Here is a 16,367-nt window from a genome sequence, read left to right as displayed (position 1 = left end):
CGTTCTCCGGGTTTGTCGTTCTCTATGCCGGTGTGCTGTGCTCCTTCAGCGCGGCATCCAGCACCCTGACGACATGCACGGCCTCGCGGCCGGCGCCGTCATGGATCTGATGGCGGCAGCTGGTGCCGTCGGCGACGACGAGATCGTCAGGCCCAGCCTTGCGCACCGCCGGCAGCAGCGAGAGCTCGCCCATGGCGAGCGAGACATCGATCGTCGCGGCGCCATAGCCGAAGGCGCCGGACATGCCGCAGCAGCTCGATTCGATCGGCTTGACCTCGAGCCCCGGCACCGCCCGCAAAGTCTTCTCGACCGCACCCATCGCATCGAAGGCCTTCTGGTGGCAGTGCCCGTGCAGATGCGCGACGCGCCCGCCTTGGTCGCGCAACGGCAGGCTGGTCCGGCCCGCCGCCATGTCGCCAGCCAGCAATTCCTCGACCAGCAGCGCCGCCTTGGCCAAGGGCTCGACCTCGGCCTTCGGCAAGAGCGCGCCGAACTCGTCGCGAAAGCTCATCAGGCAGGACGGTTCGAGTCCGACGATCCGCGCGCCCTTGGCGACGAAGGGTGCGAGCGCATCGAGCGTGCGGCGCGCCTCGGCGCGGGCCTCCTCGACCAGCCCGGCCGAGAGGAAGGTGCGCCCGCAGCAAAGCGGCCGGCCTCCCCCCGCAGCTTCGACGCGATGCAAGCGGTAGCCGCCGGCCTTGAGCACGCGCTCGGCCGCTTCCAGATTCTCGCGCTCGAAATAGCGGTTGAAGGTGTCGCCGAAGAGCACGATGTCGCGGCCATCGCCCCGCACGGCGGACAGGTCTGACCGGCCGGCCGTCTCGCGCCAGGGCGTGCGCCAGACCGGCAGCGAGCGCCGCGCCGAGAAGCCGAGCCAGCGTTCGCTGAGCTTGGCCAAGAGCGGGATGCGATCGCGCAGGTTCATCAGCGGCGCGAGCGTCGCGGCGAACGGCGCATAGCGCGGCAGATAGGCGATCAACCGCTCCTTCAGCGGCAGGCCGTGCTTCGCATGATAGTGATGCAGGAACTCGACCTTCATCCGAGCCATGTCGACGCCGGTCGGGCAATCGCGCTTGCAGCCCTTGCAGGAGACGCAGAGATCGAGAGTTTCCTTCATCTCGGGCGAGGTGAAGGCGCCCTCGCCGAGCTGGCCGGAGATGGCGAGGCGCAGCGTGTTGGCCCGGCCGCGGGTGAGATGCTGCTCCTCGCGCGTCGCGCGATAGGACGGGCACATCGTGCCGCCGGCCATCTTCCGGCAGGTGCCGTTGTTGTTGCACATCTCGACCGCGCCGCCGAGGCCGCCCCAATCCGACCAGTCGAGCGCGGTCTCCATCGGCACCGGCGTGGCGTAGCCCGGCGGAAAACGCATCAGGCTGCGATCGTCCATATGATAGGGCCGGACGATCTTGCCGGGGTTGAGGTGGTTCCCCGGATCGAACCCGTCCTTGACCGCCTCGAAGGCGCGGGTGAGCGGCCCACCGAACATCGGCTCGACGAAATCCGAGCGCGAGATGCCGTCGCCATGCTCGCCCGAGAACGAGCCCTTGAAGCGCCGTACCAGCTCGCAGGCCTCCTCGGCGATGCCGCGCATCGCCTTCACGCCAGCTTCCGTCTTCATGTTGAGGATCGGGCGGACATGCAGGCAGCCGACCGAGGCGTGCGCATACCAAGTGCCGCGCGTGCCGTGCCGCTCGAACAGGGCCGTGACCGCGTCGGTATAGTCGGCGAGATGCTCGAGCGGAACGGCGCAGTCCTCGATGAAGGAGACCGGCTTCCCGTCGCCCTTCATCGACATCATGATGTTGAGGCAGGCCTCGCGCACCTCCCAGACCGGTTTCTGCCGGGCCGGCTCGATGACCTCGACCACCGCGTCAGAGAAGCCGTGATCGGCCATGCACTGGTCGAGCCGCCTGAGATCGGCCTTCAGCGCGGAAAGATTGTCGCCGGCGAACTCGACCAGCAAGAGGCAATTCGGCTTGCCCTTGGTGATGTCGGCGAGCGTGCGCACAAAGAGCGGGATGTCGGCGCCTAAGACCAGCACGTTGTTGTCGACGAGCTCGACCGCAGCCGGCCCGAGCGCGACGAGATGCTGCGTCGTCTCCATCGCCGCGCGGAAATTCGGAAAATGGCAGACGCCCATGACGCGGTGCTGCGGCAGGGGCGAGAGCTTCAGCGTCGCCTGCGTCGTCAGCGCCAGCGTGCCCTCCGAGCCCACCAGCAGATGCGACAGGTTCGGCCGTGGCACGATCAGCTCGTCGAGATTATAGCCGCCGACGCGCCGCTGCACCTTCGGGAAGATCGCCTCGATCTCGTCGCGATGCCGGTCGGCCAGCGCCAGCATCGTCTCCATCAGCGCTCGCGCCCGCGGCGAGGCATTGTCGTCGACCGGCCCCTCGCCGAGCGCGAAGGGCTCGCCGTCATGGAACAACGCTTTCAGCGCAACGACATTGTCGACCGTCTTGCCATAGCGCAGCGAGCGCGCGCCGGAGGAGTTGTTGCCGACCATGCCGCCGATCGTGCAGCGGCTCGCCGTCGAGGGCTCGACGGGGAAGAACAGCCCATCCTTCTTCACATGCGTGTTGAGCGCTTCCAGCACGATGCCGGGCGCGACCGAGACCGTGCGCGCGGCCGGATCGTAGTCGCGGACCGCGTTGAAATGCCGGCTCATGTCGAGGATCAGCGCATCGCCGATCGGCTGGCCGTTCTGCGAGGTGCCGCCACCGCGCGCGATCACCGGCACGCCGTGCTCGGCGGCGATCGTCAGCGCCGCCGCGATGTCGGCCTCGCTCTTCGGGAAGGCGACGCCCTGCGGGACGATCTGGTAGATCGAAGCGTCAGTGGCGTAGCGCCCGCGGGTGAAGGCATCGAAACGCACCTCCCCTTCCAGCGCCTGCGACAATTTCCGTTCGAAGCCGAGATTACGGCTATGCGGGCGCGGCAGCGCGGCCTGCGTCATCTGGTGGCCTCTGCGGTATCTGAATTTGGTCGGCCGCGCCCGCGCAGGGCGGCAATCGCATCGCTGGCCGGCCCCCAGCATAGCAGCAGCAGAGCGAGCACGACGAGCGTCGCGACCAGCCCATTCGCCCAGAAGACGCCGAGCGAGCCACCGGAGCCGAGCAGTGCCTGACGGAAGGCGTCCTCGGCCCGGTCGCCCAGCACCAGCGCCAGGATCATCGGGGCGAGCGGATAGTCGAGCTTCTTGAAGACATAGCCGACGACGCCGAAGATCAGCATCAGCCAGATGTCGAAGATCGAGTTCGAGATCGTGTAAGCACCGATCGCGCAAACGATCAGGATCACCGGTGCGACGAAGGAGAACGGAATCCGCATGATCGCGGCAAAGAGCGGCACCGTTGCCAGCACGATGATCAGGCCGGCGAGATTGCCGAGATACATCGAGGCGATCAGACCCCAGACGAAGTCCTTCTGCTCGACGAACAGCATCGGCCCGGGTTGCAGCCCCCAGACCAGGAGGCCACCGAGCAGCACGGCCGCCGTCGCGGAACCGGGAATGCCGAGCGCCAGCATCGGCAGGAGCGCGCTGGTGCCGGCCGCATGCGCGGCAGTCTCCGGCGCCAGAACGCCCTCGATCTCACCCTTGCCGAAGTTCTTGCCCTGCTTCGAGAACCGCTTGGCGAGGCCATAGCCCATGAAGGAGGCGGCGATGGCGCCGCCCGGCGTCACGCCCATCCACATGCCCACGACCGCGGAGCGCAGCAGCGTCGCCCAATAGCGCGGCAGGCCAGCCCAGGTCCGCAGCACGACCTTGAGGTCGATCTTCGCCTGCTTGCCCTTGAACACCAGCCCTTCCTCGACCGTCAGCAGGATCTCGCTAACACCGAACAGGCCGATCACCACGATCAGGAAGTCGAAGCCGCGCATCAGCTCGGTCGAGCCAAAGGTCATGCGCAGGTCGCCCGAGATCGAATCGAGGCCCACGGCCGCGAGCAGGAAGCCGATGCAGAGCGAGGCGATGATCTTGGCGCGGTTTTCCCGGCCCATGCCGATGAACGAGCAGAAGGTCAGCAGGAAGACCGCGAAGAACTCGGCCGGGCCGAATTTGAGCGCGAACTGGGCAACGAGCGGCGCGACGAAGGTGATCAGTACCACGCCGGAGAGCGCGCCGATGAAGGAGGCGGTGAAGGCAGCCGTCAGCGCTTCCGCCGCCTTGCCCTGCACCGCCATCGGATAACCGTCGAAGGTGGTCGCGACCGACCAGGCCTCGCCCGGGATGTTGAACAGGATCGAGGTGATCGCCCCGCCGAACAGCGCCCCCCAATAGATCGACGATAGAAGGATGATCGCCGAGGTCGGATCCATGCCGAAGGTCAGCGGCAAGAGGATCGCGACGCCATTGGGGCCGCCGAGGCCGGGCAGCACCCCGACGATGATGCCGAGGATGACCCCGACGGCCATGAAGCCGATATTGTGCCAGGACAGCGCGACCTGGAAGCCGGCGATGAGCGAGGAGAGGTCGTCCATCGTTTACCCTCAATAGCCGAGCGCAGCTTCCAGCGGGCCCTTCGGCAGGGGCACGCGGAACTGCAGTTCGAAGACCCAGAAGCAGACGACCGGTACGAGCAGCGCAGTCAGCCCGATCGACCACCAGCGCGAAGTGCCGACCACCGCCATGAAGGCGATGATGAAGACCGCCGAGGCGACATAGATCCCGAGCGGCTGGATCAGCGCCACGAACAGGACGAGCGGCCCCAGCACCCTGACGACCTGGCGCAATTGCTCATAGGTGACGAAGACCCCGTCCGGTCGGCGGAAGGACTGCCAGAGGATGAAGAGCGAGGCGGCGAGGAAGATCCAGCCGACGCGAGCCGGGAAGAAGCCGTTCTGCGGGCCGCCGTCCCAGCCGGCGCCACGCCCATGCGAGTCGTAGAGCACGATGCCGGCGAGGCCGATCAGCAGCAGCGCCGTGGCGATTTCGACGGGCCGGCGCGAGATGCCGGGCTCGGGTGTTTCGGTTTCGCTAGGGCTCGACATTATCCGTCCCCTCCCATGTCATCCCGGACAAGCCGCGTCAGCGGCGCTGATCCGGGATCCATGCCTGAACCGTTCCGGCATGGATCCCGGGTCTTCGCTTCGCTACGCCCGGGATGACCCGGGCTGGTGTCGGCAAAGACTCAGGTTCACTTCGCCATGAAGCCGGCTTCGGTCATCAGCTTCTCGTGCTTCGCCTCGTCCGCCTTCAGGAAGGAGACGAAGGCTTCGCCGTCGCGGTAATCCGCCGCCAACGCGTTGCGGGCGAGGTACTCTTTCCATTCCGGCGTCTCGGAGACCTTCTTGAACAGGTCGACATAGAAGGCCTGCTGCTCCTTGCTGACCTTGCCGGGCATGAACATGCCGCGCAGCATCTGGTAGCTGACATTCAGCCCCTGCGAGGCGCAGGTCGGAATGTCGGCCCAGGACTGCCCGTCCGCGACCTTCTCGGTATAGGCCATCTTCTGCTCGGCGAAGACGCAGAGCGGGCGCGTGGCGCCGCCACGCCAGTTGGCGAGATCCTCGGCCGGATTGTTGGTGGTGGCCTCGACATGCCCGCCCGAGAGCTGGGTCGAGGCCTGGCCGCCGGAGGTGTAGGGGATATAGGCGAACTTGGTACCGCCCTGCTTCTCCATGGCGAAGACGAGCAGGTTGTCCTCGCGCTTGGACGAGGTGCCGCCGATCTTCATCGCCGGATTGGCGCTCTTGGCCGCCGTCATCAGGTCGCCCGCGTTCTTGTAGGGCGCCTTGGCGTTGACCCAGAGCAGGAAGGAATCCTGCGCCAGCATCGCGACCGGAGTGTAGTCGGTCCAGTTCAGCGCCAGCTTGGTCGCCATCGGCGTCATGAAGATGCCGCTCGAGGTGGTGATCAGCTTGTGCGGGTCGCCAGCCGATTTCTGGATGTCGAGCATGCCCTCGGCGCCGCCGGCAGCCGGCTTGTTGACGACGATGATCGGCTGCTTGGTGAACTGCTGCTTCTGGATGATGCCCTGGATTGTCCGCGCCATCTGGTCGGACGCGCCGCCCGCCGAGAACGGCACCACGATCTCGATCGGCTTGTTCGGCTCCCAGGCGGCTGCGGGTCCGATGCCGGCAGCCATAATTGCGGTCGCGGCCAACCAGTGCTGCTTCATGATCGCTCCTCCCGATGATTGCGCTCTGACGGCGCCGTGGAGGAATCTTAGATCAAAAAATTTTGCATTCAATCCAAAATTTCAGAAATAAAAAAATGACCACGATTTTTGCAGTGCGGTCGTCGGCGAGAACTGGGCTGCCTCGTCATCCACTGCCGGCAACGCGGGCCCGGTAGCAATCAAGCTGAAGCCTGCGCCGCCTTCTGCTTGTTGCGCAGATGCACGAATAGAATGTCAGACAATTCCGAGCCGGCACGCCGGCGCAGCGCATCGAGGATCGCCTCATGCTCGCGCATGGCCTCGCCCCAGCGGTCGCGATCCTTGGCGAGATTGGCAGAATAGCGCACCCGCCGGATCCGCCCGGCCAAGCCGGCATAGGTCGCAGCCAACGTCGCATTGCCCGCAGCGGCAACGATCAACTGGTGGATCGCCTGGTTGCAATGGAAGTAGCCATGCATGTCACGGCGCAGGTAAAAACGGTACATTTCGTGGTGCACCTGCTCGATTTCGGTGAATTCAGCCTCCGAAATCCGCTCGCAGGCCAGCCGCCCGGCCAACGCCTCGAGCCCGCCCATCACATCGAAGAGCTCGCGGATATCCTCGGGGCTGAGCTGGCGCACCCGTGCCCCGCGGTTGGGTAGGAGCTCGATCAGCCCTTCCGCCGCCAGTACCTTGAGCGCTTCACGCAATGGCGTGCGCGAGATGTTGAAACGCTCGCACAGCGCCCGCTCCGGGACGCGTGCGCCATCGGCAAGGTTGCCCTCGACGATGAAGTCGCGCAGTGCGACCAGCAGCCCTTCATGCAGGGACGCAACCGGCTTCGCAGCCTCGGCTGGCACCGGGCCCTGCTCATCAATGGTATCGAGAAATGGCTCGTTCATGCATCATCGCTAAGTCGGCTTGAGCCCGCTGTCGAGCCCGATTGCACGTAATCAGTATACCAGAAGGCGATTGATCTTTCAAAAAATGAATGCAAAATATCAACCAGCGGCGCAGTAGCGCCCGGCCCCCTGGGAGGAAAAGAACATCATGCAAGGGCGTCACTTCCTGCACATTCCCGGCCCGAGCCCGATTCCGGATCGGATCCTGCGCGCCATCGCGATGCCGATCATCGACCATCGCAGCGCCGAGTTCGCCGCGCTTGGCAAGGCAGTGCTTGAGGGCAGCAAGGCCGTCTTCAAGACCAAGCAGCCGGTGGTGATCTACCCCTCCTCCGGCACCGGCGCCTGGGAAGCGGCGATCGTCAACACGCTCTCGCCGGGCGATACCGTGCTGATGGCCGAGACCGGCCATTTCGCGACGCTGTGGAAGAACATCGCCACACGCTTCGGCATCGAGGTCGAGTTCATCCCGGGCGACTGGCGCCGCGGCGCCGATCCGGCCGCGATCGAGTCACGCCTCTCCGAGGACAAGGCCCGCAGGGTCAAGGCGGTGATGGTCGTCCACAACGAGACCTCGACCGGCGCGACCAGCCGCGTCGCCGAGATTCGCAAGGCGATCGACGCCGCCGGCCACCCGGCCCTGTTCATGGTCGACACCATCTCCTCGCTCGCCTCGGTCGACTATCACCATGACGAATGGCAGGTCGACGTCACGGTTTCGGGCTCGCAAAAGGGGCTGATGCTGCCGCCCGGCCTTGGCTTCAACGCCGTCTCGGAGAAGGCGCTCGCAGCTTCGAAGACCAACACCCTGCCGCGCTCGTTCTGGGACTGGGAGGAGATGATCAGGATCAATGCCGGCGGCTTCTTCCCCTACACCCCGGCGACCAACCTCCTCTACGGGCTGAAGGAGGCACTCGCCATGCTGCAGGAGGAAGGGCTGGGCGAGGTCTTCGCCCGCCATCAGCGCCTCGGGAGCGCCTGCCGCGCCGCGGTCAAGGCCTGGGGTCTGGAAGTGCTCTGCGAGAACCCGGCCGAGCAGTCGCCGGTGCTGACCGGCGTGCTGATGCCGCCGAGCCATGACGCCGACCGCTTCCGCAAGATCGCGCTGGAGAAATACAACATCTCGCTCGGCTCCGGCCTCGGCAAGGTCGCCGGCAAGGTCTTCCGCATCGGCCATCTCGGCGAGTGCAACGAGCTTGCTTTGCTCGGCGCCCTCTCCGGCGTCGAAATGGGCCTTGCCGCAGCGGGCGTGCCCCATCGCAGCGGCGGCGTCGCGGCGGCGATGGCCGATCTCGAAGGCGCCGAGCCGAGCAATGAAGCGAAGGTCGCGGCGGTGGCGTAAGGGGTAAAAGCAGGCCCAAACTCTCAACGTCATGCTCGCCCTTGTGGCGAGCATCCACGTCCTGAACACCGCGTTCGTCAGAGGAAGACGTGGATGGTCGGGACAAGCCCGACCATGACGGCCGTACAAGGCTGAGACCTACTCGGCCTCGACCACTTCAACTGCTTTCGCCCCCTGCCCGCGCGCTGCTTTGAGCAGGTTGCTCCGCAACCTGACCACCGCCTTCTGCACCACCGGGAAATCCTCGCCGAGCCCGGCTGCCGCGACCAGATTCATCGGCAGTGCCTTCTCGCGCAGCTTCCGGCCTTCCGGAGTCAGGCTGACGCGCACCTGACGCTCATCGGCCGGGTCGCGCTGGCGGCGGATATAGCCGAGCGCTTCCAGCTTCTTCAGGATCGGGGTCAGCGTGTTCGATTCCAGGAACAGCTTCTCGCCGAGGCCGCCGACACTCTGATTGTCCTCCTCCGACAGCGCGATGATCGCGATGTACTGGGTGTAGGTCAGCCCCAGCTCGTCGAGGATCGGCTTATAGGCGCGGCCATAGGCCAGATTGGCCGAATAGATCGCAAAGCAGAGAAAGTTCGCCAGCTTGGGCACGTTCGGATCGTTCGGGGTCGGAGCGGGCATGGCCAGGCCTCGTCGTGAGCGCGTCATCGTCGCCCCAATATATATCGCATCCGATTAAATCGGAAGGCTTGACATCGAGTAAGTGGCTTACATATAAGATCGCATCCGATTAGATCGAACGCGATCTAAAAACATAAGGATGCTCGACATGTCCTCCACCGACAAGGTTCTCTACACCGGCCGCACCCACACCACCGGCGGCCGCGACGGCGCCGCCCGTAGCTCGGACGGCCGCCTCGAGGTCAACCTGACCTCGCCCGGCGCACCTGGCGCCGGCACCAATCCCGAGCAGCTCTTTGCGGCCGGCTGGTCGGCCTGCTTCATCGGCGCGATCGGTTTGGCGGCGCGCGAGCGCAAGGTCGCGGTTCCCGCCGAGACCGCTGTCGATGCCGAGGTCGACCTGCGCCATGGCGAGCGCGGCTATTTCCTGCAGGCCCGCTTGAATGTCGCCCTGCCGGGGCTGAATCGCGACACGGCTCGCGCCCTGGTCGATGCAGCGCATCAGACCTGCCCCTACTCCAAGGCGACCCGCGGCAACATCGAGGTCGAGATCAACCTCGTCTGACCCTACCGGACGGCGCCGCGCGGAGATTTCCGCCGGCGCCTCCCATTCTCCGTCACGTCTCCCGCGCAGAAGGCATCCCACCATGGACAAGACCAAGGCCCACGAAACCATCGACTCCAGCCGCCGCCTCTTCGTCGGCTCCGTGGCCACGGTGATTGCCGCGGCCGGGCTCGGCCTGAACCGGGCGGCTTTAGCGGCACCGACAGCGCTGTCCTCCTTCGGCCCGCTCAAGCAGGTCGATGCCGGGGTGCTCCGCGTCTCCTATGCCGAGCAGGGCCCAGCCGACGGCCCGGTCGTCATCCTGCTGCATGGCTGGCCCTATGACATTCACACCTATGTCGATGTCGCCCCGCTCCTGGCGGCCAAGGGCTATCGGGTGATCGTGCCGTCCCTGCGCGGCTATGGCGAAACCCGCTTCCTCTCGCAGGAAACGCCGCGCAACGGCCAGCAGGGCGCGCTCGCCGTCGACGTGATCGCGCTGATGGATGCGCTCAAGCTCGACAAGGTGCTGCTCGGCGGCTGCGACTGGGGCGCGCGCACGGCCTGCATCGTCGCCGCGCATTGGCCCGAGCGCGTCAAGGGCCTGGTCTCGGTCAGCGGCTACCTGATCGGCAGCCAGAAGCTGAACGAGGCCCCGCTGCCGCCCAAGGCCGAACAGCAGTGGTGGTACCAGTACTATTTCGCCACCGAACGGGGCGCGGCCGGCTACGCGAAGAACACCCGGGATTTCGCCCGCCTGATCTGGGAGACCGCCTCCCCCAAGTGGAAATTCGACGACGCGGTCTTCGCGCGCTCGGCGACAGCCTTCGACAATCCCGACCATGTCGCGATCTCGATCCACAATTACCGCTGGCGCCTCGGCCTGGCGCAGGGCGAGCCGCAGTTCGATGCGCTGGAGAGCAAGCTCGCGGCGTTCCCGGTCATCACCGTGCCGACATTCACCCTGGAAGGTGATGCCAACGGCGCGCCGCACCCCGATCCCTCAGCCTATGCCAGGAAGTTCTCCGGCTGGTACCGGCACCGGACCATCGATGGCGGCATCGGCCACAACCTGCCGCAGGAGGCGCCGGCCGCCTTTGCGGACGCCATCATCACGGTCGACCGCGCCTGAAAGCGGACTTCGTGGACATCGGCTCGGGATGGTTACCCGAGCCGTTTCCAGATGCCGACAAATGTGAGGGATTTCCGAAGGGCCGGCTTTACCCCTCCTCCCCTATGATCCACGCGATTTTAGGGAGGGATTGATGGCCTTGAAGATGATGCTCGCCGGCGCGGCCGCGATGATGCTGCGGCAGCTTCCGCTCGTCGCACCGGTCGAGCAGGCGCCGCTCGTGTCGGGGGCGCCAGACGACTTGCCGATGACGCCCGCCCCGATCGAGCCATCCTGGATCATCGCCGGCGATCCGGTTGCGCGCGTTGCCCTGCATTCACGCAGCAAGGACGAGGCGGCCTCGACCGCTCTCTGGGACTGCACCGCCGGCGAGTTCCGCTGGTTCTTCGACTGGGACGAGACCGTCATTATTCTCGAAGGCGAGGTCCACGTCACCGCGCAGGACGGCTCGCAGCGGACCTTGCGCAAGGGCGACATCGCCTATTTCGCCGGAAAGACCTGGGCGACCTGGCGGATCGACAATTACGTCCGCAAGATCGCCTTCTGCCGCAAGCGCTTCCCGGCGCCGGTGGCCCTGGCCTACCAGCTGCGCAACATGCTGCGCGGCGACAAGCCATCGCAGGGCGGCCTCGCCGCCTGACGCGGTCGGGACGCGTCCGCTTCCTGTACATCGACACTTGCACCGAGCCGGCGCGCACCGCCAGCTCGCTTACGCGTGCTCGCGCCTCAGCCCTATATTACCTAACGTCAGATAGGCAAATTCAATCCAAGAATAAACAACCGAAAACCCCAAATCAAATGAAAACATAAGCATGAGCTGTATGCGTAGGTTCTCATAAAACGAATTGCCTCATGATAACCATTCGTTAACCGCGTTTGCCCATTCTTGGACCTTGAGCACGCGCAATGAGAGAGACGGCCACGACTGACCGCCGCTGACGAAAATGGAGGGAAGCATGCGCTCCACGTGGATCTTGCTGTTCATCGGCATGCTGGCGGGCGACGCGAATGCCGCGACCGCGACGGGCACCTTCCAGGTTCAGATCAACATCCAGGCCGCCTGCACGATCGCCAGTGCCACCGACATGAACTTCGGAAACGTCGGCGTCCTCGCCACGAACATCGATAGCACCAGCACGATAACTGTGCAGTGCACGGCAACCACGCCCTACAATATCAGCCTCAATGCCGGCCTTACTGGCGGCGCCGTGACGACACGGCAGATGAGCGGTGCCGGTGGCACGGTGAACTACTCCCTGTTCCGCGACCCCGCCCGGACGCTGAACTGGGGCGAAACGATCGGCACCGATACCTCGGTCGGAACCGGATCCGGCTCGACGCAAGCCTATACCGTCTATGGCCGGGTGCCGGCACAAGCGACACCGAGCCCGGCTCTCTACACCGATACGATCACCGTGACCGTCACCTACTGACCGCTGCCAGCATTGCCGGCGCCAGGAGCTCTTCACGCATTCAACTCGGGCAGGCCACGACCCCGTGGCCAACGGCGAACTGCGCCCGTCGCCATCAACGGAGGACGCGATGAGATATGGCTTCGCCTTGGCCATCGCCTGCTGCCTGCCAGCACCGATGGCTTCTGCCGCCTCCCTGCAGGTCGCTCCTGTCCTGCTGAGCGTGCCCGCTCCGGGCGCCGCCACGACGATCACTTTGCGCAACACGGACACCCAGCCCATCACGGCGCAGATCCGGGTCTATCGCTGGGTTCAGGCCGACGGCGTGGAGCGGCTCGAACCGACCAATGACATCGTCGCCAGCCCACCGCTCGTCGATCTGCGCGCGCGCCAGGATTATACGGTGCGCGTCGTCCGGACCGCAAAGCAGGCCGTAACCGGCGAGGAGGCCTATCGCCTCGTCATCGACGAGTTGCCGAAACCGCAGCAACGCACCGGCACGGTCTCGCTCGTGTTGCGCCATGTCGTCCCGGTCTTCTTCGCTAGCCGCGGCACCTCTCCGCCGGACGTGACCTGGAGCATCAGCAAACAAGGCCAGCGCCTTGTGCTCAGCGCCAGGAACCGCGGCGATATCCATTTGCGGCTCTCTGCCGTCAGCATCCGCGATACGTCAGGCAACCTCGTCGGCGCCAACAAGGGGTTGGTCGGCTATTCGCTCGGACAGGGCACGATGAACTGGTCAGTGCCGGCCTCGGGGGCCCTGCCACGCCCGGGCAGCAAGGTCTCGATCAGCGGCACCAGCGAAATCGGTCCCTTCAATGCGACCGCGCTTGTTCAAACGGCGCCTTAGCGGCTGGCTGGTTGTCATGCTCGTCAATGCCGGCTTGCTCCTGGCGTTTCACAGCGAGGCGGCGGCAGAAGGCCGGGCACGGGAGCTTCAGCTCGATGTCTCCATTGGCGGCTATTCCGTCGGCCTCATCGGCGCTTTCCATCAGAGTGAGACGGGTGCCCTGTCGGCCCGTCGCAAGGAGCTCGAGGAGCTCGGCATCAAGGTCCCGCAGCATTTCCGGCCCGATGATGACGTGCCGCTCTCAGCCATCCCCGGTCTGAGCCATCGCTACGACGAAGCCGCACAGCGGATCGATTTGAAGGCGCCCGTGGGGCTCCGGATGGCGAAGATCTACGATGCCACGCCGCAACCGGACACTGCGCCCGGCGCAGGCCGGGCGGCAACCGGCGCGGTGCTCAACTACACCCTCTTCGGCAGCTCCAGCGGGGCGCGGTTTTACGATTTCTGGCGCTATCCCAGCCTCTCGGCCAATCTGGACGGGCGCATCTTCAGCGACTTTGGCGTGTTGTCGCAGACCGGGATCGTCGCCAACCGCTCGCTCGCCACGGACAAGGCCGACATCCTGCGGCTCGACACCAGCTGGAGCTATTCCGATCCGGCCACGCTGCTGAGCTATCGGGCCGGCGACACCATTTCCGGCGGCCTGCCCTGGACGCGGCCGATCCGCCTCGGAGGCTTGCAGATCCAGCGCAATTTCGGGCTGCGGCCCGATCTCGTCACCCTGCCCCTGCCGAGCATCGACGGCAGTGCTGCCGTGCCTTCCACGGTCGATGTCTTCGTCAACGGCATCCGCACCGTTTCACAGGATGTCGGCTCGGGGCCGTTCCGGATCAACAATGTCCCCATCCTCTCCGGCAACGGCAACGCCAGCGTCGTCGTGCGCGATGCCGCCGGCCAGCAGACCGAGACGACCTTACCGTTCGCGGTCTCGAGCAAGCTGCTGCGGCCGGGCCTGAGCGATTTTTCCGCCGAGATCGGCATGCCGCGCCTGCAATACGGATTGCGTTCGAGCCTCTATGCCGAGCAGCCCGCAGGCTCGGGCAGCGTACGCTACGGGCTGAGCGACCGCGTCACGCTGATGGCCCATGGCGAGGGCGCCCGCAGCTTCGGCAACGCCGGGGCCGGCGCCGTGCTCGGTCTCGGATCGCTCGGCATCGTCAGCGCTGCGGGTGCCGGCAGCTGGCGGAACGGCGCGACCGGCGGCCTGGCCTACCTGGCCTTCGAGACTCGCCTCGGCGGCATTTCCGTCTTCGCCTCGAGCCAGCGCAGCTTCGGCAACTATCACGACCTCGCCTCGGCGACTGCTTCGCCGACGGCGCTCGGCACGCTCGCCTTCGACCTGCCGAGCCGCATTGCCGCCTCCGCCACCGATCCGCACGCCTGGTCCTGGCTGCAGCTGCCGCCGCGCGCAGTCGAGCGCATCTCCATCGGCCTCCCCGCGCCGTGGCTCGGCGGCGGACTCAATCTCGGCTTCGCCCATCTCAAGGAGGCCAGCGGCCGCTCGAGCCGGATCGTCAATGCGAGCTACTCGCGCCCGCTGCCGCTGGGCGGCTCGTTCTACGCCACCGTCTTCGCGGACCTGGCGACGCGCGGAACCGCGGGCATCTTCGCTGGCCTGTCCTTCCCGTTCGGCGGCAACATCACCGCTTCATCCGGCTTCACCCGGTCCGGCGGCGCCTGGGCGCTCGCCGCCGACATCGCCAAGCCGATCGGGCAGGAGCCGGGCAGCGTTGGTTGGCGCCTGCGTGACGTCGAAGGCGCCAGTTACCAGCGCCGCCGTTCGGCATCCGTCGCTTATCGTGGCAACTACGGTCAGGTCGAAGGCGGCGTCGAGCAGGGTGCGGGGCGCGTCTCCGGGACGGCACAGCTCGACGGCGCGCTGGTCGCGGCTGGCGGCGGCCTCTTCCTCGCCAACCGCATCGACGATGCCTTCGCCATCGCCAGGGTCGGCGCCCCCGATGTCGATGTGCTCCATGAGAACCGCGTCGTGGCGCGCACGGGCGCCAACGGAACGGCCCTGATCCCCAATCTGCGCTCCTACCAGTCCAACCGCATCTCGATCGACCCACGCGGACTGCCGGTCACAGAGCTGGCGGAGACGACCCAGGAGGTCGCGGCTCCACCGGACCGCGCTGGCATCGTTGTCGATTTCGCGGTCCGCTCGGCGGTCACCGCCGCGATCGTCATTCTCCACGGGCGCGACGGCAAGCCGCTGCCGGCTGGCGTGCCCGGCGCACTCCAGCCGGGCCTGCGCGGCGTCACCAGCCCGGCCCCGGATTTCATCGTCGGATATGACGGCCGCGCTTTCGTCGAGCATCTCGGCGCCGACAACGAAATCCGCATCCGCCTGCCTGGTGGCGAATGCAGCGCGCGCTTCCCCTTCGCGCCCCAGGAGGGAACTCAGATCACGATCGGGCCGATCCCATGCCGGTAAGGTTCCTGCTCTGTCGCATGATGGCCTGCGCCATGCTCATGCTGGCCGGCTTGCTCGCCGCAACCGGGCATGTCGCGGCCCAATCCTGCACGCTCAGCGTCACGCCGATGATATTCAACCCGATCGACGTCACCGCCAATGCCCAGGTCGATGCCACGGCAACCGCGACCGTCAACTGTTCCGGGCTGCCGCTGCAGCTCGTCGGGGTCTGCATCGACCTCGGCCCGGGCTCTGGTGGTGCGACCGATGCGACGAGCCGCTTCATGGTCAATGGCGCCCAGCAGCTGCGTTATGGCCTTTACGCGACCGGCATGGTGCCGTGGGGCTCGAGCACCTGGGCCGGCGGCGCGGCCAATCCGGTAGGCTTCAACATGGTGCTCACGGCCGGGGGAACCGGCAGCCGTGCGGAAATCATCACCGGCCGCGTCTATGGCGGCCAGCCGACCGCGGCCCCGCTGGCCTATGCGAGCACCTTCACCGGCCTTGAGGCTCGCATCCGTTACGGGCTTTTGTCATTCCTGCTCGGCTGCAATCTCCTGACCAGCTCGCAGACCACGACGTTCACCGTGACCGCCAACGTCCCGCCGACCTGCCGGGTGACGACGAACCTGCTCGACTTCGGCTCGGCCGGCATTCTCGGCAGCAATCGGGACGTCGCGAGCAACCTGACGCCGACCTGCACCAATGGAACGGCCTACCAGGTCGGGCTGGACGGCGGTCTTACTGGCGCAACCAACCCGGCGCAGAGGCGGATGTCGAAGGGGGCTGAATTCGTCACCTACGGGCTCTACCGCGATGGCGGCCGAACGCTGCCTTTTGGCAGCACAGCGGGGGTCGACACGCTGGCCGGGACAGGCACCGGCCTGGCTCAGGCCGTCACCATTCACGGCCGCGTCCCGTCGCAGGCGACACCGTCTCCCGGCCTGTACACCGACACCATCGTCGCCACTGTCGTGTACTAGGTGAAAGCGGCCGCGTGCGCCGAACAAGAGCCCGTCCCCGAGCTCGGCACCGTGCCAAGGC

General features: G+C 66.2%; 14 protein-coding genes. 8 read left to right on the top strand and 6 right to left on the bottom strand.

Annotation, left to right across the window (positions count from 1 at the left end; translation table 11 throughout):
* Nucleotides 1–22: 22 nt before the first annotated feature.
* The 5 genes from BLM15_RS02065 to BLM15_RS02045 all read right to left on the bottom strand — a co-directional run bounded on the left by BLM15_RS02065 (nt 23) and on the right by BLM15_RS02045 (nt 7,003).
* Nucleotides 23–2,956 carry an FAD-binding and (Fe-S)-binding domain-containing protein gene (locus BLM15_RS02065; RefSeq protein ID WP_126109906.1) on the bottom strand — a complete coding sequence of 978 codons (2,934 nt, stop codon included), beginning with the start codon at nt 2,954–2,956 and terminating at the stop codon, nt 23–25.
* A complete protein-coding gene (locus BLM15_RS02060; protein WP_126109905.1) occupies nt 2,953–4,482 on the bottom strand; it encodes a tripartite tricarboxylate transporter permease in 1,530 nt (509 codons plus the stop codon). The genes BLM15_RS02065 and BLM15_RS02060 overlap by 4 nt, the downstream gene beginning before the upstream one ends.
* A 9-nt stretch (nt 4,483–4,491) precedes the next feature.
* A complete protein-coding gene (locus BLM15_RS02055) occupies nt 4,492–4,992 on the bottom strand; it encodes a tripartite tricarboxylate transporter TctB family protein (RefSeq protein ID WP_126109903.1) in 501 nt (166 codons plus the stop codon).
* A 146-nt stretch (nt 4,993–5,138) separates the two neighbouring features.
* Nucleotides 5,139–6,122, bottom strand: a complete 984-nt coding sequence (locus BLM15_RS02050; RefSeq protein ID WP_126109902.1) for a Bug family tripartite tricarboxylate transporter substrate binding protein — start codon at nt 6,120–6,122, stop codon at nt 5,139–5,141.
* 179 nt (nt 6,123–6,301) lie between these two features.
* Entirely contained in the window at nt 6,302–7,003 is a 702-nt protein-coding gene (locus BLM15_RS02045) for a GntR family transcriptional regulator (RefSeq protein ID WP_126109900.1), read from the bottom strand.
* Between the two features lie 148 nt (nt 7,004–7,151).
* On the opposite strand from BLM15_RS02045, the gene BLM15_RS02040 reads away from it, so the two are divergent.
* Nucleotides 7,152–8,345: a pyridoxal-phosphate-dependent aminotransferase family protein gene (locus BLM15_RS02040; RefSeq protein WP_126109898.1), complete on the top strand. Its 1,194-nt coding sequence runs from the start codon at nt 7,152–7,154 to the stop codon at nt 8,343–8,345.
* A 138-nt stretch (nt 8,346–8,483) separates the two neighbouring features.
* Here BLM15_RS02040 and BLM15_RS02035 read toward each other — a convergent pair whose 3' ends face one another.
* Nucleotides 8,484–8,972: a MarR family winged helix-turn-helix transcriptional regulator gene (locus BLM15_RS02035; protein WP_236846493.1), complete on the bottom strand. Its 489-nt coding sequence runs from the start codon at nt 8,970–8,972 to the stop codon at nt 8,484–8,486.
* Between the two features lie 148 nt (nt 8,973–9,120).
* Here BLM15_RS02035 and BLM15_RS02030 point away from each other — a divergent pair, with 148 nt between their 5' ends.
* The 7 genes from BLM15_RS02030 to BLM15_RS02000 all read left to right on the top strand — a co-directional run bounded on the left by BLM15_RS02030 (nt 9,121) and on the right by BLM15_RS02000 (nt 16,306).
* Entirely contained in the window at nt 9,121–9,537 is a 417-nt protein-coding gene (locus tag BLM15_RS02030; RefSeq protein ID WP_126109894.1) for an organic hydroperoxide resistance protein, read from the top strand.
* 82 nt (nt 9,538–9,619) lie between these two features.
* Nucleotides 9,620–10,648 (top strand): alpha/beta fold hydrolase, encoded by a 1,029-nt coding sequence (locus BLM15_RS02025; RefSeq protein WP_126109892.1) that lies wholly within the window; start codon nt 9,620–9,622, stop codon nt 10,646–10,648.
* A 133-nt stretch (nt 10,649–10,781) separates the two neighbouring features.
* The gene (locus tag BLM15_RS02020) at nt 10,782–11,288 is read left to right on the top strand and encodes a cupin domain-containing protein (protein WP_164547361.1); all 507 of its coding nucleotides are present in this window, start codon (nt 10,782–10,784) and stop codon (nt 11,286–11,288) included.
* A gap of 316 nt (nt 11,289–11,604) precedes the next feature.
* A complete protein-coding gene (locus BLM15_RS02015) occupies nt 11,605–12,081 on the top strand; it encodes a Csu type fimbrial protein (RefSeq protein ID WP_236846492.1) in 477 nt (158 codons plus the stop codon).
* A 109-nt stretch (nt 12,082–12,190) separates the two neighbouring features.
* A complete protein-coding gene (locus BLM15_RS02010) occupies nt 12,191–12,910 on the top strand; it encodes a fimbrial biogenesis chaperone (protein ID WP_126109888.1) in 720 nt (239 codons plus the stop codon).
* A 16-nt stretch (nt 12,911–12,926) separates the two neighbouring features.
* On the top strand, nt 12,927–15,344 hold the full coding sequence (locus BLM15_RS02005) for a fimbria/pilus outer membrane usher protein (RefSeq protein WP_164547360.1): 2,418 nt from the start codon (nt 12,927–12,929) through the stop codon (nt 15,342–15,344).
* Nucleotides 15,335–16,306 carry a Csu type fimbrial protein gene (locus tag BLM15_RS02000; RefSeq protein ID WP_164547359.1) on the top strand — a complete coding sequence of 324 codons (972 nt, stop codon included), beginning with the start codon at nt 15,335–15,337 and terminating at the stop codon, nt 16,304–16,306. The genes BLM15_RS02005 and BLM15_RS02000 overlap by 10 nt, the downstream gene beginning before the upstream one ends.
* Nucleotides 16,307–16,367: the final 61 nt, after the last annotated feature.

This window comes from Bosea sp. Tri-49 (assembly GCF_003952665.1).
Classification (GTDB): Bacteria; Pseudomonadota; Alphaproteobacteria; order Rhizobiales; family Beijerinckiaceae; genus Allobosea.
This window is presented reverse-complemented; position numbering and strand designations above follow the sequence as displayed.

Bases quoted from the DNA above. Each gene is read 5' to 3' on its own strand.
- BLM15_RS02000 (WP_164547359.1), top strand. From the start codon at position 15,335: ATGCCGGTAAGGTTCCTGCTCTGTCGCATGATGGCCTGCGCCATGCTC.
- BLM15_RS02010 (WP_126109888.1), top strand. From the start codon at position 12,191: ATGAGATATGGCTTCGCCTTGGCCATCGCCTGCTGCCTGCCAGCACCG.
- BLM15_RS02020 (WP_164547361.1), top strand. From the start codon at position 10,782: ATGGCCTTGAAGATGATGCTCGCCGGCGCGGCCGCGATGATGCTGCGG.
- BLM15_RS02050 (WP_126109902.1), bottom strand. From the start codon at position 6,122: ATGAAGCAGCACTGGTTGGCCGCGACCGCAATTATGGCTGCCGGCATC.
- BLM15_RS02030 (WP_126109894.1), top strand. From the start codon at position 9,121: ATGTCCTCCACCGACAAGGTTCTCTACACCGGCCGCACCCACACCACC.
- BLM15_RS02045 (WP_126109900.1), bottom strand. From the start codon at position 7,003: ATGAACGAGCCATTTCTCGATACCATTGATGAGCAGGGCCCGGTGCCA.
- BLM15_RS02040 (WP_126109898.1), top strand. From the start codon at position 7,152: ATGCAAGGGCGTCACTTCCTGCACATTCCCGGCCCGAGCCCGATTCCG.
- BLM15_RS02055 (WP_126109903.1), bottom strand. From the start codon at position 4,992: ATGTCGAGCCCTAGCGAAACCGAAACACCCGAGCCCGGCATCTCGCGC.
- BLM15_RS02060 (WP_126109905.1), bottom strand. From the start codon at position 4,482: ATGGACGACCTCTCCTCGCTCATCGCCGGCTTCCAGGTCGCGCTGTCC.
- BLM15_RS02065 (WP_126109906.1), bottom strand. From the start codon at position 2,956: ATGACGCAGGCCGCGCTGCCGCGCCCGCATAGCCGTAATCTCGGCTTC.
- BLM15_RS02005 (WP_164547360.1), top strand. From the start codon at position 12,927: ATGCTCGTCAATGCCGGCTTGCTCCTGGCGTTTCACAGCGAGGCGGCG.
- BLM15_RS02025 (WP_126109892.1), top strand. From the start codon at position 9,620: ATGGACAAGACCAAGGCCCACGAAACCATCGACTCCAGCCGCCGCCTC.
- BLM15_RS02035 (WP_236846493.1), bottom strand. From the start codon at position 8,972: ATGCCCGCTCCGACCCCGAACGATCCGAACGTGCCCAAGCTGGCGAAC.
- BLM15_RS02015 (WP_236846492.1), top strand. From the start codon at position 11,605: ATGCGCTCCACGTGGATCTTGCTGTTCATCGGCATGCTGGCGGGCGAC.